Origin of the sequence: Veillonella sp. T34266-5 (genome assembly GCF_002959815.1) — a bacterium.
Classification (GTDB): domain Bacteria; phylum Bacillota; class Negativicutes; order Veillonellales; family Veillonellaceae; genus Veillonella; species Veillonella atypica.
In genome coordinates this window covers 82,508-103,566 of sequence record NZ_PPCZ01000013.1, presented here as the reverse complement: position 1 = coordinate 103,566, position 21,059 = coordinate 82,508, and the positions used below count along the sequence as shown (strand labels likewise).

The window sequence follows — 21,059 nt, the reverse complement described above, 5'->3', positions numbered from 1 at the left end:
CTATTATGGTATAATAAATTGTATAAAATTGATTAATAGTTTTGTGATAAGGAATATATCATGAATAACCAAGATACAATGAATGAAAATAAAGAACAAGAAACTAAGACACGTGTCCTAAGCGATACAGAGCGCCGCGATTTTGATGGGGTTACCATTGATGAAGAAGGGGATACTGTACAAGTTGAATTTACACCTAGTCAAAAAGAAGAAGCGCAAAGTGGTTACGAGCAATTTCAAGACTATGGCCCTCGTGTGAAGGTATATCATTTTGGCGGTTCTAGTTGGTTAAGCCGTATCATTATGATTATTGTATTAGCTGCAATCTTAGCAGCTATCGTATTCTTTGGCGGCATCATCTTGTCCATCGTTGGCGTGGTCATCCTAGTAGGGGCTATTATCTCCTTTATCTTAGGCTTGTTTTAATGGTATAATATATCTATTATGACAAGACGGTGGCAAGTCCATTCGATGATGCTAAAGGGGTACTATGAACGTAGTTCTATCAACATTAAATTCAAAATTTATACATTCTTCACTAGCCTTGAGATATCTCAAGGCTTATGGTGAAGCCCATGGACAGGCATACGATATAGTGGAATATACTATTAATATGCCTGTTTTGCATATTCTTAGCGATATTACAGAGCATGATATCGATATCCTAGGTTTTGCCTGCTACATTTGGAATATTGAAATGACCTTGCATGTGGTGGACATGGTGAAAGCCGTACGACCAGATATTAAAATTGTATTGGGTGGACCAGAGGTTTCTTTCACAGCCGATGAATTATTAGAACGATGTCCGAATATTGATTATATTGTACAAGGTGAGGGCGAGGAAGCATTCCATGCTCTTGTAACAGCCTTACAGCTTGGTAATGATGGATTAGACCCTGTGATTCCCGGAGTGAGAGGACGTAGGGATGGTAGTATTCTAGGATCTTTAGAGGCTGTAGAGGTTTCTGATTTATCATTTATACCATTTCCATATACAGAAGAAGATATGGAGGATTTAGAGCATAAGATTATTTATTATGAATCCTCTCGTGGTTGTCCTTTTTCTTGTCAGTATTGTTTGTCGGGTAATAAGAATACTGTACGATTCTTTCCTCAAGAGCGGACATTAGAAGAATTGCAATGGTTTATTGATCATGGTGTGAAGCAAGTAAAATTTGTAGACCGCACCTTTAACTGTGCACCTCATCATCATAGACCACTTATGGAGTTCATGAGAGATAGCGATACAGATATGAATTTCCACTTAGAAATGGAACCGGAGCTTATGACGGAGTGGGAAACTAACATTCTTTGTGAAACGCCGCCTGGACGCATTCAAATCGAGGTAGGTGTACAAAGTACGCATAAGAAAACATTAGATGCTATCAATCGCTATAATGATTGGCCATACATCCAAAAATCTATACGTCCTATTATTCAAGCAGGACGTACGCATGTTCACATGGATCTTATCGTAGGATTGCCTCACGAGGATTTTAATCGATTTGGACAATCTTTTAACGATTTATTTAGCTTACAACCTCATGCATTACAAATAGGATTCTTAAAATTGCTAAAAGGATCTGGTGTACGACGGATGCGTGAATATAAATATGTGGCAGATCCATTGGCACCATATGAGGTTCTAAGCACGCATGTATTACCTTATGATGATGTACGATTCTTGAAATATTTTGAAGATGTATTTGAGCGTTTTTATAATAGTGAACGATTTAGAACAACATTTGGCTATATTGGACAACAATTGATTCACGGTGAAACGGATGCATTTACCTATTTTTGTGATATGACACGTGCATGGCTTAAGGAAGGTAATCATAAGGTTAATCTTAAGGATATAGACCAAATTGAATTCTTATATCGTTTCTTCCTTGCAAAAGGTGATACGATAGCTGCAGAGTTATTGCAATACGATACATTGGTAAGCTATCGTGGTAAGGTGCGCAGCGACGCAGTAGGATTGCCTAAACAAACAAAGGAATTGCTACAAGTAGGCGAAGCGTTTTGGCGCAATGAAGAGATTGCGTCTACATTTATTCCCAATTATACGTTTAAAGAATGGCGTAAAATTCGTCAGCAATATGTGGAAATGACCATGAGCCGTGAAACAGCAACTTATTTAGGAATTCAACATATACCAGAAGGGGCTTTCACAGTGATTATAGATGTGAATAAAGAGGTGACCCCATTCATTCGCCCTGAAAACATACAATGATATAGAGGAGTGTTATGTCAGATACAACGAGACCGAAACGGTACCGGATGGTGTCAAAATTTTATAAAGAAACATATGGTGAAAAGGTATATAAATTACCTGTTGCATTACCTTTAACCTGTCCTAATCGAGATGGATCAGCTGGTGTTGGAGGATGTACATTCTGTGGGGAAATCGGTGCTGGTTATGAAAATAGACCTGCATGGATGACGGTACGCATGCAATTAGAAGAAAATATTGCACACATCGGACCTAAATATAAGGCTAAAAAATTTATACCTTATTATCAAAACTTTAGTAATACCTATTTACCTCTTGAGGATTTTAAATCCTATATGGAACAAGGTTGTATTGATGAAGCCGTAGGGATTGCAATCGCTACGAGACCTGATTGTATTTCTAATGAGTATTTAGATGTATTACAGGACATACAACAACGATTTCATAAGGATATCTACATTGAATTAGGATTGCAAACCGTTAATTATCATACACTTGAGAAGATTAATCGAGGCCATGATTTAGCGCAATTTATCGATGCGGTTTTACGCATTAAGCGTTATGGATTTAATGTGACCACACATATGATTGTTAATTTGCCTTGGGATACGATGGAGGATACCATTGAAGGGGCCAAAATTTTATCATCCCTTGGCGTTGACCAAGTAAAGTTACATGCTCTATATATTGTGAAACATACATTGATGGCCAAATGGTATGAAGAAGGTCAAATCACCTTGATTAGCGCCGAGGAGTATGCGGAGCGTGTTGTTCAGTTTTTACGCCATCTCCATCCAGATATCGTGTTACAACGATTAGTGGGTCGTGCTCCAGAGGATAATACATTATTTACCAATTGGTCTATGGGCTGGTGGCGTGTACAGGATTTAATCGACGATATGATGGATGAACTAGATGCACATCAAGGCGATTTATGTGATTATTTAAATGGTAAAGCAGTACGTAAATTTATAGATGGGGGACAAGCATGAGCGAACGGGTATTTACCTTTCCTACCTATGACTTAGCACAATCTATACTAGGTCAACACAATAGATATTTACAAATGATGAATGAAGTCATTCCTGCGGATATTGTATCCCGTGGTGATACAGTTGTCATAAAAGGGGACGAGCTTCAAGTAGAGGCGTTGTATCGGACATTAGAGGAACTGGTATTCCTCTATAAAGAAGGCAGTACGATTACAGAATCTCAAGTTCGTATTGCGGCTAAGATGGTGATGAATGGCAAAGGGGATGCCCTTCATACCATGTTTGAGGATACCTTGTCCGTAACGATGCGTGGTAAAAGCATTACGCCAAAGACGGAAGGGCAAAAGCAATATGTAGACAGTATTCGTAAGAATACTATCACCTTTGGCATTGGACCTGCCGGTACAGGTAAAACGTTCTTGGCTGTTGCATTAGCCGCATTTTACTTGAAGAACCGCAATGTTGATAAGATTATTTTGACGCGACCTGCCGTAGAGGCTGGTGAACGACTAGGGTTCTTACCTGGCGAATTACAAGATAAGGTAGATCCATATTTGCGTCCGCTTTATGATGCGTTGCACGAAATGTTTGGTATTGAACAAGTACAACGCTTTATGGAACGGGGCACAATCGAGGTGGCACCATTAGCGTACATGCGCGGTCGTACATTAGAAAATGCCTTCGTCATCTTGGATGAAGCACAGAATACGACGGCAGAGCAAATGAAGATGTTCTTAACTCGTTTAGGTAATAACTCTAAAATGGTCGTCAATGGTGATAAAACACAAATTGACTTGCCTCCGCGTGTGACATCTGGTCTCTATGAAGCAGAAAAGGTTTTAAAACGCGTGTCTGGTATCCATATGGTGTATTTTACAGATCAAGATGTGGTGCGTCATGATTTGGTAGGTCGCATCGTTAAAGCCTATGATGCATACCATCAAAAGCTTTCAAAGGAAGAATAAGAATTATGCATATACAAATTAGTTATGATGATGGTATAGCCCGAGATACTAAGATTGAAGAGGTTATACAAAAGGTTTGCGATGAAGTGAGCCGCGTGTATGGACTTGAAGATGATGAGTTAAGCATTCTACTATGCGACAATAAGAAAATTCATGAACTAAATAAGGAATATCGCGGTATTGATAGACCAACAGATGTATTGTCCTTTGCCCTTAATGAAGGGGACGATTACGAAGGTAGTGAAGAGGAACATCACCTATTGGGGGATATGATACTCTCCTTGGAACGAGCTCATGAACAAGCTGTCGAGTACGGGCATAGTTTTGAACGGGAATTAGCCTATTTAACAACACATAGTTGTTTGCATATCTTAGGCTATGACCATATGACCGATGAAGATAAAAAAGAAATGCGCACAGAAGAAGAATTTGTGCTTTCTAATTTAGGGTATGTACGAGAGGATCAACCATATAATGAATAAAGCAGAACATTTTAAATCCGGCTTCGTAGCCGTTGTAGGGCGACCAAATGTAGGCAAGTCTACCATGATTAATGCCTTGATAGGCGACAAGATCGCCATTGTATCCGATAAGGCACAGACAACGCGTAACCGCATTATTTGTGTTTACACCGATGAAGAAAAACAAATCGTTTTCATGGATACACCAGGCGTACATAAGCCAAAACATAAATTAGGTGAATTCATGGTCGATGCAGCCATTGAATCGTTGAAGGAAACAGAGGCCGTTCTATTTGTTGTGGCAGGTAATGAAAAACGAGGTCCAGGAGATAATTTCATCATTGAACAATTAAAACGCGTGAAAGTACCGGTATTTCTCGTAGTCAATAAAATTGATACACTGCAAAAAGAACAGGTATTAGAAGCTATCGTATCCTATCAAGATGCGTATCCATTTGCTGGTGTCATTCCTATTTCGGCAAAGAATAAAGAAAATTTATCTGAACTTCTTAATGTGCTAGGTGAACATTTGCCAGAAGGTCCTCAATACTTCCCAGAAGATATGATTACGGACCAACCAGAACGATTGATTATTTCTGATATCGTTCGCGAAAAGATTTTGTTGTCTACCCGTGATGAAATTCCTCATGCCATCGCTGTAGATGTAGATGAAATGAAGACTCGTGATGATGGAACTACATATATTCGTGCTACCATCTATTGTGAACGAGATTCTCAAAAGGGAATCATCATTGGTAACAAAGGTGCGTTACTACGCAAGATTGGTGCAGAAGCGCGCATGGATATTCAAAAGTTATTGGCTACAAAAGTATATCTTGATTTATGGGTTAAGGTTAAAAAGGATTGGCGTAATAAATCGGGTATGCTTTCAGAATTGGGATATAAAAAATAGATTATTTAGATTGATTATACTTAGAAAGGATTGTTATGGACAGTATAGATGCCCTGTTACCGATTGGGTTCGGCATAGTATGTATTTTCTTAATTAACTTTTTGGTGGTAGCAAAATTCTCTTTTGCACGGTTGCGCAAGGAACACGTAGAAGATATGGAAATCCTACATGAAAAGGATCGCCAATTCTTGTTAAAGCTATACCAAAATCCTGAGTATTTCCTTAATACTACACAATTTCTAATACTCTTTTTCATTCTCACCTTAGCAGGTACTGGCACATATATCTTTAATAGTTTTGTGGTAGGTATCATGGACATTTTTAATATCCATGGTACATGGGTTCATCATATTTTAGACCTGATCTTGCTTATTATCATTAGTCTTATCGTCCTCATCTTTGGCGAAATTGTACCGAAAGCATTGGGTTTATCATTCCCTACAAAATATGTAAATATGCATAGTCGCATCGTCGTTGGCGTTGGTCGTATTGTATATCCTTTTGTCTGGTTAGCTAGCAAAATATCCAATTGCATCCTTAAATTTTACCAAACAAAATACTTAACTGAACTAGACCTTGTATATACGGAAGAGGAAATACGCATGATGATTTCTAGAAGTCATGAAGAAGGTCAGTTAAATCAGGTAGAATCTGAGTTGATAGACAATGTTTTCAACTTTGTGGAACGTATGGCAAAAGAGGTTATGGTGCCTCGCCAAGATGTGGATTGTATTTTTGTGGAAGATGGTTATGATGAAGCCATGAAGGTGATTCGTTCTACATCGCATACGAGATACCCATTGTGTGTGGAAGATAAGGATCATATTGTAGGCCTTGTACATATTAAGGATTTGATGGAACGTCAAAAGCAGGCTAGAAAAGATTTGCGTAACATCAAACGAGATATCTTGACGGTTCCTGAGGTTATGAAATTATCTACCTTATTGCAATACATGCGAACGCGTCGTATTTACCAAGCCGTTGTTGTCGATGAATACGGCGGTATGGTAGGCCTTGTGGGGTTAGAGGATATTATCGAAGAATTGGTAGGGGATATTCAAGACGAACATGAACCTCATTTGCCGGCTACGATGAGTTATTCTGATGGCTCCTTTGAGTTTGACGGCAAGGTTCTTGTCGATGAAGTGTCTGAAATGATGAATATTCACATTGAAGACTCCGATTCCGATACGATTGGTGGCTATATCTTCGGTCTATTAGGCCGTACTCCAATTGTGGGGGATACTGTTGATGCTTATGGTTATACATTTGAAGTAATTAAGATGCAAGGTTATCGTATTTCACGTTTGCGTGTAACACCTTTACCTGAGTCTGAAACTGTTACGGATGATGAACATGAACAAGATTAGTGGCGCTTTTAATACGCCGGCCATCGTGGTGAGCCGAAAAAAATACAAGCTCTATTCGGTGTTTACCTTTATCACACCGTCCTTAGGCATTATTAGGGCCTCTTTTCCGCATAAACGGTTACAAACATTGCGTAATGCATCATATTTACGCCCCTTCAGCGCTATGTATATCACAGTTGTGCAGGATGGTGATTTTGTGAAAGTTACACAAATCGATGGGTCCTATGTGGTGGAATCGCTAGATACCAACCTTGATAACATTGCCTATGCAGCTGTAGCCAGTGAACTGATACAAGAACTATTTGCATCGTATGATGTTGATCGTAATGTATTTAATGCTGTAGTCAATTATTCAAAATCGATACGTCAACGAAATGTACGATTAGGGACTATCATATTGGGATGGCAAATGCTGGCGTTAGCGGGGGTAATGCCACAACATGAGGCTTTTAATACCGGAGATGGAATTGATTTATTCTGGAACGAACTACGGATACATACGCATATGAATCCATCCCTTTCATTACGCAACGCAATGCCAAATATTTTGTCCTATCAATGGGGCGATACAGCACCTATTGAACTTCCTGGAACTGTATGGAAGGAATTAGAACGATTACTATTTTCTTATTGTGAACAGGAAATAGGTAAACAACTGCAAAGTGTAAAATTTCTGATGAGTTTATAATATATACTGATAAATTGTTAGGTATCGATTCATAAGACTCCTTATCAAAAATTTTTATAAATTTTAAACCACTTATCTCGAATAGGTTAGATAAACCTATTTAAGATAAGTGGTTTTCTTATATAGAAAAAATATAATGTATTACCTGAACATATATCTCATTTATGAGTTAGAAAATGGGAACAAAAAGTTTTATACTAAATACATTAATGGTTGTTCTCTATATGGTAGAGTGATATTAGAGCCTATAGTGATGGCTCTATTTTATTTTTTTATTTTGAAACTATAGATTATAGAAATTTATTAAAGGATTGTATGGAATGGAATTAATCGAGTATATAAAGACATTAGGTAATGTAGGTGTAGCTCTATCTGGTGGTGTAGATTCATCCTATTTAGCGTATGCTGTCAAACAATCTGGCATTCCATGCAAAGCATATACTGTTAAGTCTCAGTTTGTGCCACAGTTTGAATTAGATGATGCCAAGAAAATTGCAGAATATATCGGTATTCCCTTAGAAATCATAGATATTGATGTACTCGAACATGATGATGTAACGAGCAACCCAAGTGATCGATGCTATTACTGTAAACATCATGTATTCACAACGATAAGTGAACAGGTTAAACGCGATGGATTTTCCGTATTATGCGATGGAACCAATGCCAGTGATGAGGTAGATGATCGCCCTGGTATGAAAGCAATAGCTGAGCTATCTGTTAAGTCGCCACTAAGAGACTGTGGCTTAACAAAATCTATGATTCGCCAGTTGGCCAAACAGGCTAATTTATTTACCTGGGATAAACCATCCTATGCCTGTTTAGCTACGAGATTTCAAGCGGGGCAGCACATAACAGGTCTTGATTTAGAACATATTGAAAAAGCGGAAGGGTATTTATTTTCGTTAGGGCTATCAGATTTTAGAGTTCGTCTGATAGGGAATACTGCTAAAATTCAAGTCCCAGAGAATCAAATAGCTATTGTTATTAAGAATAGGATTGAGATTCTCATATTTTTTAAATCTATGTTTGATGATGTTGTATTAGATTTAGAGGTGCGTTCATGAGCGATGATATTAGATCTCTTCTAGAGCAAGTAAAAAATAGACAGGTAGATGTGGATGCAGCCTTATTAAAGCTAAAGATGAAACCAATAGAGGATTTAGGGTATGCCAACGTTGATTTACATCGTCAATTACGGCAAGGTGTGCCAGAGGTTATTTATGGTGCTGGTAAAACTAGTGAACAAATCGTGGGTATTATCTCCTCCATGCAGTCTAATGGGCAAGGTCATATATTGATTACACGCTTAGCACCTGATGTGGCTGCAGAGGTTCAAGAACACCATTCCTTGACCTATATCAAGGATGCTCATATCGGCTACGTTGGTGATATGCCTACGAAGAAAACCGAGTCCAGTATAGCTATTGTTACCGGCGGTACAAGTGATTATAAAGTGGCTGAAGAATGTGCAATTACAGCTGAATTTTATGGTAATACGGTCAATCGAATTTATGACGTAGGTGTGGCGGGTATTCATCGTTTGTTACAACATTTAGATACTATTATGTCTGCTAAGGTTATCGTTGTCATTGCCGGCATGGAAGGGGCTTTAGCAAGTGTTGTTGGTGGCCTGGTGGATGTACCTGTTATAGCCGTACCAACTAGTGTTGGTTATGGAACGGCATTTGGTGGTGTTACGGCGTTATTATCGATGCTCAATTCCTGCGCTAGCGGTGTTACGGTTGTCAACATAGACAATGGATTTGGTGCTGCTTATACAGCGAATATGATTAATCATATAGGTGAAAGTAAATGAAACGATTATTTTTAGATTGTCAAATGGGCATTGCAGGAGACATGCTGACCGCGACATTACTCGGTTTAGTAGATAACCCTGAAATATGGATAGAACGGCTTAATCAAATAGGGATACCTAATGTTACCTATACACTTATTCCGAAAGAAGATAAGGGCTTACAAGGTTATCGGGTAGCAGTTACCATTAATGGTATAGAAGAGTCTGAACATCATACAGGTAGTCCCCATGACCAACATAATACTGATCATCACCATCACGATGCTCATCAGGAACATGGTGAGACAGATACGCATGAAGAACATTCAGATTACCATATACATAGCGAACATCACGTGCATGGTCGAGGCTTACAAGGTGTAACGGATATAATTAATAGCTTATCTATTTCCGATACATGTAAACAGAATGCTATCAACGTATATAATCTGGTAGCTCAAGCGGAGGCTAAGGTTCATAAATCTACAGTGACACAAATTCATTTCCACGAGCTGGGCATGCTCGATGCTATTGCAGATATTGTAGCCGTTTGTGTACTCTTAGAGGCATTGAATTTTGATGAGATTATCATCTCTCCTATACATGTAGGAACAGGTACTGTTCACTGTGCTCATGGAGAACTACCTGTGCCAGCACCAGCAACGATGGAGTTATTAGCGGGTATTCCAATGTACGCAGATTATCAGATTAAGGGTGAGCTATGTACGCCTACAGGCGCAGCGTTAGGTAAGTATTTTGGTACAGCCTTTAGCCATATGCCTGTTATGACACCAACAAAGGTATCTTATGGATTTGGTATGAAACAATTTGAAAGACCGAATTGTATTCGCGCCTTTGTTGAAATAAACAATGATTTAGAAGACACAATCATTGAAATATCTTGTAATCTCGATGATATGACGCCAGAAGAAATCGGCTATGCAGTAGAACAGTTATTACTTTCACCAGCACTAGACGTGTTTACCACATCGATTATGATGAAAAAACAACGACCTGGTACGATGTTAACTGTTCTTTGTAAAGTAGACGATATCGATAATCTGCGTGATTTAATATTCAAGCATACTACGAGCCTTGGTATTCGATATCATCGCTGTAATCGATATATTTTGAACCGGTCTACAGGAGACATAGATTGGGAAGGCAATAGAATTGTTTTTAAAACGAGCAGTGGATTTGGTGTAAAGAGACATAAATATGAATATGATTCACTGGCTGCCATTGCTACGCAAAATAATATGAGTTTATTAGACCTTAAACGACAATTGCGTAAGAAGGAGGATTGATTTGTCGTAGCGGGTTATTTATAGTTTGTTAGTGTTAAGTTAAGGAGTGATTCCCATGAAAACATTTAATGTACCCTATGCAAAAGGATTTGTAGATATCAATATTCCTGATCAAAATATCGCAGGTGTATTAGAATCTAAAGCCCATTCCTATAAGGCTGAGCTTTCACAAGAGGCATTGGTAGAACATGCACTAGATAATCCTATCGGCAGCCAACGCTTGGAAGAATTGGTTAAGGGTAAATCCAACATGGTCATCATCACAAGTGACCATACGCGTCCAGTGCCTAGTAAAATTACGATGCCAATTCTACTTCGCCGTATTCGTGAAGCCAATCCATCCATCGATATTACTATTTTACTAGCTACTGGTTTCCATCGTCCTACTACACATGAAGAAATGGTAGATAAATTTGGTCCTGAAATCGTAGCCAATGAAAAGATTGTAAATCATATCTCTGGTGATGCTAGTCAAATGACTAAAATAGGCGTATTGCCATCCGGTGGGGATTGCATCATCAATAAACTAGCTGTAGAAACGGAGCTATTAATTTCTGAAGGTTTCATTGAACCACATTTCTTTGCTGGTTTCTCTGGCGGTAGAAAAAGCGTATTGCCAGGCATTGCTTCCGAAGTGACTGTAATGGCAAATCACTGTGCTGAATTTATCAATAGCCCATATGCTCGTACAGGTATTATCGAGAACAATCCAATTCATAAGGACATGGTATACGCTGGACGTACTGCGAAACTAGCATTTATTTTAAATGTTGTCATCGATGCGGAAAAACATATTATCAATGCCTTTGCTGGCGATATGGAACAAGCTCATGAAACTGGCTGTGCTTTTGTATCTGAACTAGCTAGTGTGAAAGCTGTACCAGCAGATATTGTAGTCACTACAAATGGTGGGTATCCATTAGACCAAAACGTATATCAAGCTGTAAAAGGCATGACCGCTGCCGAAGCATCTTGTAAAAAAGATGGTGTTATCATCATGATTGCCGCTTGTAATGATGGTCATGGTGGGGAATCTCTATACGAAAACCTTAAAAATGCCAAAACACCTCGTGAATTATTAGACCGTATTGCTAAGGTGCCTCGTAATGAAACAATTCCAGACCAATGGGAAATGCAAATCTTGGCTCGTATTCTAGATCAATTTACAGTTATTGTTGTAACAGATCAATGCGATCCTAAGATGCTTACAGATATGCATTTACAACATGCTAGCACATTTGATGAAGCATTGAACAAGGCTTTGGAATTAAAAGGAAAAGATGCAAGCATTACAGTTATTCCTGATGGTGTATCTGTTGTGGTGAAAGCGTAATTTACAATAACATATTGAACTCTTAGATCGTATCGCTAAGGGTGAATAAAATGAACCACCTATTAAAGATGACTGGTAATCTTTGGTAGGTGGTTTAAAATTTATTAATATTCTTATATAATGTGATATAAATATAAGATTAATAAATTACAAACTTTACTAGATTAAGAGAGAAGGGAATATGAGCTATATACAGGATGAGTATTATATTTTAAAGCAAAATTTGATAATGCTTAAGCATAATATTCGTTTAAATAAAATTGAATATACTATAGCTTTATTATTATTTATATTTTATACGTTATATATAATGGGCTATTTATTAGCAGTCTTTAGCGAAGGAATAATTAGATTAGAGTCTCACAGTTTTGATTTATTTATGCTAAGTGATTTAAGAATTACTGAACCTGTATATATTATATTAGCAATTTTACAGTTGCTTATTTGCGCTACAGGAATGTCAAGATTAATACAGTATCGTTTTAATGATAGTGATTTACATACAGGTGGAAAACTTGTTAGTTATTGCTTTGCTTTTGCTTTAATATTCTTTGGCGGTCTATATATTTATCGTGTTTTTAGTACAGGTTTAAATTCGGTTACATTTGAATTTTCTCTTTATTTTTGGATGTCAATACGAATTATGTTATTAGCTTTTTTGTTTATTTTACTCAACCATATTCCAAGAGATTTAAAATATGGTTTAGCTAGTTATGGTGCTTTAGTAGGCAATCATAAGATTATATATCACGATCTCATTGAATATAGGAAATTAGATGAATCAACTATTGAATATATTGGATTAAATGACATTCTTAAGGTGATGAAAAAAACATTTATTACCGATATGTTGAATATCAAAGGCAGGCAAAGTCGATCACATATTATATGGTGTAATATTATATTTATCATAACTGTTGCTCTGTTAAATCAAATTATAAGTACCATGATTCAAAGTCAATTTGTATCTCATATGTGGCACGATTATATAGCATATATTTTTTATTATTGGTTACTGTTGGCTAACATAGGTATGATTATTAGAAGATTACATGACTCTGGTGCAAGTGCGTTATGGCTATTGGGGTTATGGATACCATATGTAAACATATATGTTTTATATTTAATTCTTTTTAAGCCTTCTATTATAGGTATTGAGAATGTTTAAATTGCGATTTGAATGCATAAAGTATTGTTGATTAAAAATATAAAATAGAGTTGAATTGGAATCTTAGAAGTATCGATATAAAGATAGATTAGGTGTAGTCTGTAACAGTTAACTTAACTACGATTTTAGAGGGAACTATGAAGGAGAATATCGCTTTATTATTAGCTATTTTATATCTGATTTATAGATATAAGACTTATAGTAAGGTTAATAAAATAATAGAAGATAGAATAGAAAATGTTCATAAGCCATTTTTTAAACGAATACAGGATGTTTTGCAGTGCTCTAAAGAAGATGCGGAGAAGGTAGGTTTAGCATTAGATAAATATTTTGTACCTTTAGAAAGTGAATTCTATAAGATTGATGATAATACTTACTCATTTATTGATGCAGGAGGTCTTAAAGGGATATTCTCAATAGATCAAAACTATAATTTATTGACATTAGAGTATAATGGTGTAAATTTATTAGCTTTACATTAAAATAGTAATAAAAGTGTTTCTAAATAGACTGATATACTTAGTATTCAATCACATGAATTACTTATATATGGCAATTATGATTTCACTCTTATTTTATTTCTTTTAGTAAATTTATTTTTTTATATAAGGAAATTATTAAAATGGCTGTTATAAAAAAATTCTTTTTCTATGGATTTGCATTATTTGCATTAACATCCATTATATATGGAATGGCTTATGATTTTATGATTGGTGCTGAGATTCACTATGATTTTTATGGTGCAGGTTTTGTTGCTTGGCTAGTATTTTTTGGTATATTAAAAGAAATTTTGGGACTGTGAGAATTCTCTTAAATTTAATAAGTTATAATCTACTTAGTTGAAAATCAGATATGATGATTTAGGTGACTATGTATACTTGTTAGAATTCGGATTAATTTTTTAGTGTAAAAAGCGTCAGATAAAATAGATGATAAGTGAAGAGATACAACTTATAAAACAAAATATATATGATTTACTCCATAATACACGAATAAATAAGAAGGCCTACCTTATTATATTGATTGGTTTATTCTTTACTTATTTTGTTGGTAATGCAATTATAAACACTTTGTCTATCCAATTAATAGAGATGTATTATTTACGTTATATCTTTAAACTAATGGGTGTATGTTTAGTTATAGAGTTAAGCAGACGTAGATTACATGATTTTGGATTATCAGGAAAATGGCTATACTTATGGTTAATAATAAGTTGTAGTATATATGGATATTATATGTATGATCTATTTGTACTTGACGGTTTAAATATAGTGTTTTTTGAAGAAATCTTGCTAAGAGAAGTAGGTATTATATTTATACCAACAATGTTTTTATACTTACTCCCAAGTAATCATAGTAATAATCGATATGGGAATAGTAGTTTTCAATTGATTTCACCAACGAAATCTGTTGGTTATTTAAATAACAAGATAACTCTAGAGAATAAAAATGGATTATTAGAGTATATGAGGGATATTTATATACATCAGTCGTTTTGTCTTAAAGGCAGAGCTAAAAGAGTAGAGGCTTATTTGGGTATAGGATCATTTGGTATGATTATTAGCTTAATCGTAAATTTTATCTCAATACTTTTTATGATTAAAGATGAGACAGGAATAGAAATACTTACACCTATATCAATAGGTATATTTTATGTCTTATATTTTTATGCTATTCTATCAATTCTGACATTATGTATTCGTAGATTACATGATAGTTTATATAGTGGTCTCTGGGTCATATTATTATTGGTTCCGTATTTAAATATTTTTATTATATACAGAATATTTGTAAAAAGTAGTTGGGATATAAATAGTTTAAGGGATATAAGCTAATTGCTATTGCCCATTTGTATATGATATTTGTTGAAAGTAATGCATAATTGTAAATGATACTCTAAGAATGTACAAAAATGATGATATAAGAATGTACAATTTTGATTGTATCACCGATACTATAGTTGAGGTGATAACAACATGCAATACGTATACGGTATTAACAGTTCATTTACTATAACATCATTATCAGATTTACCAATGTTAAAAGACATTCTGGAGGCTTGCAACTTGAAACCTAATTATAGTTTACTAGGTCGTGAATTAGGCTATGATAGACGTACCATAAAATCTCATTATGAAAATGGAACGCCTGATCCACATCGTCATAAACCATCTATGATTGATCCATTTTATGACATAATACAGACTTTATTATCTGATGATACCCCCCAACAGTTTTATTACAAACGTGTTCTATGGCAATACTTGGTAGACAACCATGGACTCACAGCTGCTTACTCTACATTTCGTGGCTATATTTCAAAGATACCCGTGTTTCAATCCTATTTTGATAGAAAACATACATCGCCTAGTACGCAGCATACGATTCGCTTTGAAACTGCACCAGCTGAACAAGCGCAAGTAGATTGGAAAGAGAATATTAAATTCTTATTGCAAGATGGGACACACATAACTTTTAATATATTGCTGATGACGTTAGGCTATTCTCGATACAAATTAGCAAAGGTCACGTTCGATAGAACTACTGAAACATTACAAGATGCATTGGTAGAATTCTTTGAGCAATTACAAGGTGTTCCTCATGTACTAGTAACAGATAATATGAAGACTGTGATGGTACAACCGAGGCTAGCTGGAACTAAAGGGCAGCTTCATACTAGAGCAGAGCAATTTTCAAGTGACTTTGGCTTTACATTTAAACCTTGTATTGCGCGCCGTCCACAAACGAAAGGTAAAGTAGAAAGCCAAATGAAAATTCTAGATGAAATTCATGCGTACTAAGGAAAACTGACAATACAAGAAGTGGAAGAACAGGTTCAAAGAATTATTTTACGTAGTAATCTAGCGATTTCTCAAGCCACAAGACAAATACCGTCTGTACTACTTGCAAAAGAAAAGGAATCTCTTACCCCACTTCCAACAAAAGTGATAAGAGATTCCTACCGCATAGATCGCCCAAAAGCTAAGGTTTCAACTAGTAACCTCATTAGCTTTCGTGGTAGCCACTATTCTGTACCCCCAGGATATGTGGCCAAATCTATGACCTTAAAGACCATAGATAAGATGCTATACATATATGATAGCACAGAGGACATTAGTATGACTTTTATAATTAAAGAAATTGGATAATCATATATGAATGTAAAAATAGTTAAGTTATTAAATTTAATAAGGTTTAGAATAATTGGAACAATTTTTTTAGCAATTACTATAACAGGTAATGCCATTGAGGCGACTGCACCGAATGTAGACTATAGGTTTATTATCCCTATATTAGTTATGGGTGGAGTGCTATTAACACCATTAATTCGTGGCCGTCGTATTGTTGGACGGATATATAGAAGAGGGATAAATCAGTATAATTCGAGATTAATTGTATGTATATTATTTATTTTAGGATTTCACAAAAAATTAGTTGGTATACCTATAGCGAAAAAGAGTATTTATGGTTGGTTATTTTTGGGATTTTGGGTTATAAGTTCTATTATTACTTTTATATAGATGTATTCAAATAATGTTCGTATATGGATGTTATCCATTTCTATGATCCTAGCTATTTATAAAACACTAAGGTCATTATATAGTTAGGGTTTTGTCCATTTATTTGAATAAAACATTCTATATTTTAATATGATTTAACATGACTGTTATTTTATATAAGAGTTATTTGAAGCTAGTTAGGAGATAAGTCTGCTAAATGATAAATAAGTTTGATTATACTTTTGGAGTAGTATTATTTATTTTGGTTTGGGATCTTCGTGCGTATTATAAAAATGTATTACAACAGAATTTAACTCGTAAGCAGCAAGAATGGGTAAATAATATGCGATACCCACATTTATATAAATTTACAAATTTAGTAAGCATAGTTGCTGGAATTGGTTTTTTAATATTCTATATATTCTTTAATTTTGGATATGCTTATTTTTATCCATTAGGTGCAGTCTTAGTACTTCATTTTTTTAAAGATTTCATCAGAAATATACAAAAAAAGGAATCTAGTACATATAAAGATGGACGTAATGAAAATTATATATACATAATTGGAATCGTGTTTATCTTATGGATTATATTTCACTAATTTAATAATGCTATTAAAATACACTTTTATTTTATGGACGTAATATCTCCTTAATAAGAAGACGAATGGAAAAGCAAATAGCAACTATATTTTCTCTCTTAAGTTTTAACTATCTTATGTTTAAATATTAGGGTACTCGGAAGGTTACACTTTTAACAGTGATTGGAAACTATTTCCTTATATGTATTTTTATAAAATCATATATTGGTTTACCTGAATTTATTGAGAACATTAATGTGATTTTTATATTCGGAATATGTTTTTTAGGTGCTTATAATTTATGGCGTAAAAGTAAAGCAGGAACACTAACTGAGTATGAAAAAAGAGGATGGTTTTTGATGTGTATTTTTTCATCATTATTCATCTTAGCTGTATTAGTAGTAGCTTTAATTTTTATATTTATGGAGTATATTTATGGGATATATATCTAGAACTAGGTTTATTGCTTTTAATAGCTCTTGGTTAAACAATTATATTGTTCTGAGAGATTGACATTCATCCCTCTGTATTGCTACAATATTGTGTATAATATATGCGATGAAGCAGAGTAGTAAACCTCTCAAGCGAGTGAGGACGGTGTAAGCTCACATTTGGTTGAAGGCGCTGTAGAGCATTGGCAGGAACGCAGGTATCTGTTAGTAAAGGCCAACATAGAAAAAAGAGGGCGCAAGCCAAATAGGGTGGAACCGCGGGTATACTCGTCCCTGTAACGTTTTTCGTTACAGGGACTTTTTTGTTTGTAACGAAATGGTTGATTTTATGTCGGTTGTGTAAAGTGGAGGCAGCAATGACATTTCAAGAGATTATACTAAATCTACAAAAGTTTTGGAGTGAACAAGGTTGTATCGTTCAAAATCCATATGACATCGAAAAGGGTGCAGGTACAATGAACCCTGCTACATTCTTGCATGCTATTGGTCCTGAACCATGGGCTGTATGTTATGTAGAGCCTTCTCGTCGTCCAGCAGACGGTCGTTATGGTGATAATCCTAACCGTTTGTTCCAACATCATCAATTCCAAGTTATCGTGAAACCATCTCCAGATAATATACAAGAATTGTACTTACAATCCTTGGCAACACTTGGTATTCACGCTGAAGATCACGATATCCGTTTTGTAGAGGATAACTGGGAATCTCCAACATTAGGCGCTTGGGGTCTTGGTTGGGAAGTATGGCTCGACGGTATGGAAGTAACGCAGTTCACATATTTCCAACAAGTTGGTTCCATCGACTGTAAACCAGTTTCCGTAGAAATTACATACGGTTTAGAACGTTTGGCTATGTACATTCAAGGCGTAGAAAACGTATATGACCTTAAATGGAATGAACATGTTACATACGGTGACGTTTGGCATGCCAACGAAGTTGAACAATCCGTTTATAACTTTGAATTAGCTGATACAGATATGCTTTTCAAATTATTTGATATGTACGAAGCAGAAGCAAAACGCGTTTGTGGCGCAGGTTATGTATTACCAGCTTATGATTATGTATTGAAATGTTCCCACACATTCAACTTGCTTGATTCCCGTGGCGCTATATCCATCAGCGAACGTACTGCTTTCATCGGACGCGTACGTGCACTAGCTCGTATTTGTGCACAACAATACCTCGCTAAACGCGAAGAATTAGGTTTTCCACTTTTGAAAGGAGATAAATAAGATGGCAAAGGATTTATTATTTGAAATCGGTGCAGAAGAAATTCCTGCCGGCTTTATGCCAAATATCTTAGGTCAATTGAAAACATTGGCTGAAACAAAATTAAATGATGCCCATCTTCCTTTTGAAAGCATCGCAACATACGGCACACCACGTCGTTTGGCTCTTATCGTGAAAGGTCTTGCTGACACATCTGCTGAAATTAGCGAACGTCACAAAGGTCCTTCCACATCTATCGCCTATGATGCTGATGGCAATCCTACAAAAGCAGCTATCGGCTTTGCTCGTGGTAAAGGTCTTGATGTAGCTGATCTCGTTGTAGAAGATGGCTATATTTACGCTGAAACTAAGACGGCAGGCGTACCTGCAAAAGATATTGTCACAGACATGTTGCCACAATTGATTACAGGCCTTAATTTCCCTAAATCTATGCATTGGGGCAATTTAGATGCTAAGTTCGTACGTCCTGTACGTTGGCTTGTAGCATTACTTGATGAAGAAGTAATTCCTGTAGAATTTGCTACTGTAAAATCTGGTAATGTAACACGTGGTCATCGTTTCTTAGGTGCTGATGAAATCACTATCAACAATGCAGCATCCTATGTAGACACATTAAAAGAAAACTTTGTTATGGTTGATCAAGACGCGCGTCGTGAATTGATCTCTAAACAATTACATGATATTGCAGCTTCTAAAAATGCATCTATCGTTTGGGATGATGATTTGTTAGAAGAAATTAACTATCTTGTTGAATGGCCTACAGCATTGTGTGGTGGCTTTGAAGAGTCCTACTTGGCACTTCCAGATGCAGCCATCATTACACCAATGAAAGATCATCAACGTTATTTCCCATTAGTTGACCAAGATGGTAAATTATTGCCAATGTTCTTAACAGTTCGCAACGGCTCCGACCATTCCATTGAAGTAGTTCAAGCTGGTAATGAACGTGTATTGCGCGCACGTCTTGATGATGCTAAATTCTTCTTTAACGAAGACCGCAAGAAACCTCTTATCGACCGTCAAGATGGTTTGACAAAAATCGTGTTCCAAGAAGGTCTTGGCAACTTGGCTGACAAAACTGAACGTTTGTTAACATTAGGCCGTGTGTTCAGTGAAGAATGTGAATTACACGAAGATGCGCGCGTCGTATTAGAACGTGCTACTGAACTTGCCAAAACAGACCTTACAACAGGTATGGTTACAGAATTTACCGAATTACAAGGTGTAATGGGTAAAGAATATGCGTTACTTGACGGTGAATCCCCAGAAGTAGGGGAAGCTATTTTTGAGCAATATTTACCTCGTTTTGCAGGCGATGTATTGCCTCAAACAGAAGCTGGTAAAGTGTTGTCCATTATCGACAAAATTGATAACATCGTTGCAACATTTAGCCGTGGTTTGATTCCTACAGGCTCTCAAGATCCATATGCATTGCGCCGTCAAACAATTGGTATCTTGAACATCTTACTCAATAGCGAATGGAATATTTCCTTGCGCCCAATCATCGTGGAATCTATGAATCTTCTTAATGTACCTGCAGATAAACAAGATGAATTGCTTGGCCAAGTAGAAGAATTCATTACATTGCGTTTGAAAAATATCTTCCTTGATCGTGAAGTGCCTCATCACGTAATCGACTTGTTGTTATCTAACAATGAATTGTCCGTTGCCGATGCTGAAGGTCTTGTGAAAGCTCTCTTGACTAATCGCATTGATGAAAATGTTGAATTAGTACAAGCTTTCACACGTATGTATAATCTTGTGAAAGATGTAACATATACCGGTGTTGATGAAAGCCTATTGAAAGAAGATGCAGAACGTGCCTTGTATGAAATGGCTACGAAAGCATCTGAAGTAAGTATCGATGCATGGGATAAAAATGACTATGACGCTGTTGTGGCAGTACCTGCTACATTGGTGCCTGCCATCAACAAATTCTTTGAAGATGTTATGGTTATGGACAAAGACGAAGCTATTAAAGCTAATCGTTTACAACTTGTTCGTTTAGCATATAGCGTAATGGCTATTATCGGCGATATTAGTGCATTAAAATAACATATATTTTA

The 21,059-nt window shown here is 36.1% G+C and carries 21 protein-coding genes; all 21 read left to right on the top strand.

Annotated elements, in window-relative coordinates; all coding sequences use genetic code 11:
- The first annotated feature begins 60 nt into the window (after window positions 1-60).
- The 21 genes from VIHSUH07_RS05425 to glyS all read left to right on the top strand — a co-directional run bounded on the left by VIHSUH07_RS05425 (window position 61) and on the right by glyS (window position 21,048).
- Window positions 61-426, top strand: coding sequence for a DUF4229 domain-containing protein (locus VIHSUH07_RS05425; protein WP_105084176.1), 366 nt, complete (start codon window positions 61-63; stop codon window positions 424-426).
- 64 nt (window positions 427-490) lie between these two features.
- A complete protein-coding gene (locus VIHSUH07_RS05420) occupies window positions 491-2,236 on the top strand; it encodes a B12-binding domain-containing radical SAM protein (protein WP_105084175.1) in 1,746 nt (581 codons plus the stop codon).
- A gap of 14 nt (window positions 2,237-2,250) precedes the next feature.
- Window positions 2,251-3,228: a TIGR01212 family radical SAM protein gene (locus VIHSUH07_RS05415; protein ID WP_005379958.1), complete on the top strand. Its 978-nt coding sequence runs from the start codon at window positions 2,251-2,253 to the stop codon at window positions 3,226-3,228.
- Window positions 3,225-4,193: a PhoH family protein gene (locus VIHSUH07_RS05410; RefSeq protein WP_105084174.1), complete on the top strand. Its 969-nt coding sequence runs from the start codon at window positions 3,225-3,227 to the stop codon at window positions 4,191-4,193. Before VIHSUH07_RS05415 ends, VIHSUH07_RS05410 begins: the two co-directional genes overlap by 4 nt.
- Window positions 4,194-4,198: 5 nt before the next feature.
- Window positions 4,199-4,675, top strand: coding sequence for an rRNA maturation RNase YbeY (gene ybeY, locus VIHSUH07_RS05405; RefSeq protein WP_005379920.1), 477 nt, complete (start codon window positions 4,199-4,201; stop codon window positions 4,673-4,675).
- On the top strand, window positions 4,668-5,567 hold the full coding sequence (gene era / locus VIHSUH07_RS05400; protein ID WP_005379880.1) for a GTPase Era: 900 nt from the start codon (window positions 4,668-4,670) through the stop codon (window positions 5,565-5,567). Before ybeY ends, era begins: the two co-directional genes overlap by 8 nt.
- Window positions 5,568-5,602: 35 nt before the next feature.
- Entirely contained in the window at window positions 5,603-6,937 is a 1,335-nt protein-coding gene (locus VIHSUH07_RS05395; protein WP_038122684.1) for a hemolysin family protein, read from the top strand.
- Window positions 6,924-7,625, top strand: coding sequence for a DNA repair protein RecO (recO, locus tag VIHSUH07_RS05390; RefSeq protein WP_105084173.1), 702 nt, complete (start codon window positions 6,924-6,926; stop codon window positions 7,623-7,625). The genes VIHSUH07_RS05395 and recO overlap by 14 nt, the downstream gene beginning before the upstream one ends.
- 320 nt (window positions 7,626-7,945) lie before the next feature.
- The gene (larE, locus tag VIHSUH07_RS05385; RefSeq protein WP_105084172.1) at window positions 7,946-8,692 is read left to right on the top strand and encodes an ATP-dependent sacrificial sulfur transferase LarE; all 747 of its coding nucleotides are present in this window, start codon (window positions 7,946-7,948) and stop codon (window positions 8,690-8,692) included.
- Complete coding sequence (gene larB / locus VIHSUH07_RS05380) at window positions 8,689-9,444, top strand: nickel pincer cofactor biosynthesis protein LarB (RefSeq protein ID WP_105084171.1); 756 nt, start codon at window positions 8,689-8,691, stop codon at window positions 9,442-9,444. Before larE ends, larB begins: the two co-directional genes overlap by 4 nt.
- Window positions 9,441-10,730: a nickel pincer cofactor biosynthesis protein LarC gene (gene larC, locus VIHSUH07_RS05375; RefSeq protein ID WP_105084170.1), complete on the top strand. Its 1,290-nt coding sequence runs from the start codon at window positions 9,441-9,443 to the stop codon at window positions 10,728-10,730. The genes larB and larC overlap by 4 nt, the downstream gene beginning before the upstream one ends.
- A 55-nt stretch (window positions 10,731-10,785) precedes the next feature.
- Window positions 10,786-12,063 carry a nickel-dependent lactate racemase gene (gene larA / locus VIHSUH07_RS05370; RefSeq protein ID WP_105084169.1) on the top strand — a complete coding sequence of 426 codons (1,278 nt, stop codon included), beginning with the start codon at window positions 10,786-10,788 and terminating at the stop codon, window positions 12,061-12,063.
- A 181-nt stretch (window positions 12,064-12,244) separates the two neighbouring features.
- A complete protein-coding gene (locus tag VIHSUH07_RS05365) occupies window positions 12,245-13,231 on the top strand; it encodes a DUF805 domain-containing protein (protein WP_105084168.1) in 987 nt (328 codons plus the stop codon).
- A 137-nt stretch (window positions 13,232-13,368) separates the two neighbouring features.
- The gene (locus tag VIHSUH07_RS05360) at window positions 13,369-13,713 is read left to right on the top strand and encodes a hypothetical protein (RefSeq protein WP_199176836.1); all 345 of its coding nucleotides are present in this window, start codon (window positions 13,369-13,371) and stop codon (window positions 13,711-13,713) included.
- A gap of 140 nt (window positions 13,714-13,853) precedes the next feature.
- Complete coding sequence (locus tag VIHSUH07_RS05355) at window positions 13,854-14,033, top strand: hypothetical protein (protein WP_105084166.1); 180 nt, start codon at window positions 13,854-13,856, stop codon at window positions 14,031-14,033.
- A gap of 127 nt (window positions 14,034-14,160) precedes the next feature.
- A complete protein-coding gene (locus tag VIHSUH07_RS05350; protein WP_105084165.1) occupies window positions 14,161-15,066 on the top strand; it encodes a DUF805 domain-containing protein in 906 nt (301 codons plus the stop codon).
- Window positions 15,067-15,207: 141 nt separating this feature from the next.
- The gene (istA, locus tag VIHSUH07_RS05345) at window positions 15,208-16,032 is read left to right on the top strand and encodes an IS21 family transposase (protein ID WP_233187825.1); all 825 of its coding nucleotides are present in this window, start codon (window positions 15,208-15,210) and stop codon (window positions 16,030-16,032) included.
- Window positions 16,033-16,386: 354 nt separating this feature from the next.
- Window positions 16,387-16,752 (top strand): hypothetical protein, encoded by a 366-nt coding sequence (locus VIHSUH07_RS05340; protein ID WP_105084164.1) that lies wholly within the window; start codon window positions 16,387-16,389, stop codon window positions 16,750-16,752.
- 196 nt (window positions 16,753-16,948) lie between these two features.
- A complete protein-coding gene (locus VIHSUH07_RS05335) occupies window positions 16,949-17,332 on the top strand; it encodes a hypothetical protein (RefSeq protein ID WP_105084163.1) in 384 nt (127 codons plus the stop codon).
- 787 nt (window positions 17,333-18,119) lie between these two features.
- On the top strand, window positions 18,120-18,995 hold the full coding sequence (glyQ, locus tag VIHSUH07_RS05325; protein WP_005379917.1) for a glycine--tRNA ligase subunit alpha: 876 nt from the start codon (window positions 18,120-18,122) through the stop codon (window positions 18,993-18,995).
- 1 nt (window position 18,996) lies between these two features.
- Window positions 18,997-21,048, top strand: a complete 2,052-nt coding sequence (gene glyS / locus VIHSUH07_RS05320) for a glycine--tRNA ligase subunit beta (RefSeq protein WP_105084162.1) — start codon at window positions 18,997-18,999, stop codon at window positions 21,046-21,048.
- Window positions 21,049-21,059: the final 11 nt, after the last annotated feature.